Origin of the sequence: Nocardia jiangxiensis NBRC 101359, assembly GCF_000308615.1 — a bacterium.
Classification (GTDB): domain Bacteria; phylum Actinomycetota; class Actinomycetes; order Mycobacteriales; family Mycobacteriaceae; genus Nocardia; species Nocardia jiangxiensis.
Map to the genome: position 1 here is coordinate 1 of NZ_BAGB01000071.1, position 1196 is coordinate 1196.

Sequence of the window (1196 nt, forward strand, 5' to 3'; positions counted from 1 at the left end):
GGAATCGCGCCGACGACGGCGGCGGGCACACCCAGTGCGGTAGCGCCCAGGGTCGCGCCGCCCGCGGCTCCCGCGATGGTCAGACCGGCGATCTTGTCCGAGCGGCTGGCATTGATGCCGACCGAGTTCAGGCCCGTCGCGATGGCCGCCTCGGTATCGGCCGCGGCGGTGTTCGCGGGAGTCAGCACGGTGTCGGGCACGTCGTCGGGGACCGTGGTGCTGAATGCGCCCAGGCGCAGGGTGCGCGGCGGCGGCGCGATCGGCGCGACCGGGGCCACGGGGGTCGGCGCGTGCAGATTTCCGAGTTCGATCGCCGGAGCCGCCTCGGTGTCGGGGGCGGCTCGGAAGTTCCGCGGAATCACGTACTGCGGGGCCACGGGGCCGATCAGAGCGGGCAGGGGTGCGGGCGCCGCGGTGACGCCCGGCTGAACCGATCCACCGGTCCGCAGGTTCGGTGCGCCGAGACCGATCACCCCGGGCTGCGGCGAACTGCTCACGGCCGGATTCCGCAGTTCGTCGGGGGCCTCGGCCTGCGGTGGGGTCGCCGTGCCGGGCCGGTCCGGAGCGGACGGGTGGCTCGACGCGGAGGGCCCGGACGCCGCAGGCGCGGGATTCGGCGAATTGCTCACCTGTCCGCCGGACGAGCAGCCGACGGCCAGCGCCAGCGGAATCGCCCCCAGAACGAGCGCGCGCCGTCGCGCACCGGAATCAACCGCGAAACGACGAGCCACGTCGAACACCCCACCTTCGGAAATTTCGGATATGTGACGGATCCCCCGGAATCGGGCATGGATCCGGCGGCGACCTGCGGTGCCGCGGGTCCGGAGATGATAACTGTTCAATAACTAACGATGGCAAATCGCGGTGAATAGTCGCACACGAAATCCGAGCTATTCGACAGAAAACTCACCTATTAGGCGGTGTTTGTAGTGCGAGATGCTAATTGCGTTGTTTGCCGCTGGGTGGCTCGCCGCGCATCAGATCGGCGAGCGCCTCCCGATCGGTCACATCCAGCTTGATGCAGGCTCGGTAGAGATGGCCTTCGACGGTCCGCACCGATACCGTCAGCCGATCGGCGATCTGGCGATTGCTGAGTCCGGCCGCGACCAGATTCGCGATCTCGCGTTCCCGCGCGGTCAGCGGCAGCGGTTGCGCGGACTGGCGCAGGGCCGGGGTCCCCGCGCCGCCGCAGGCCG

Annotated in this window: 2 protein-coding genes; both read right to left on the bottom strand. The window is 69.8% G+C overall.

Features of this window, described 5'->3' with window-relative positions; genetic code table 11:
• Nucleotides 1-731: hypothetical protein (locus tag ON40_RS31360; RefSeq protein WP_157186481.1), on the bottom strand; the 731-nt coding region annotated here is incomplete at its 3' end.
• Between the two features lie 208 nt (nt 732-939).
• Nucleotides 940-1196: response regulator transcription factor (locus ON40_RS31365; protein WP_040828642.1), on the bottom strand; the 257-nt coding region annotated here is incomplete at its 5' end.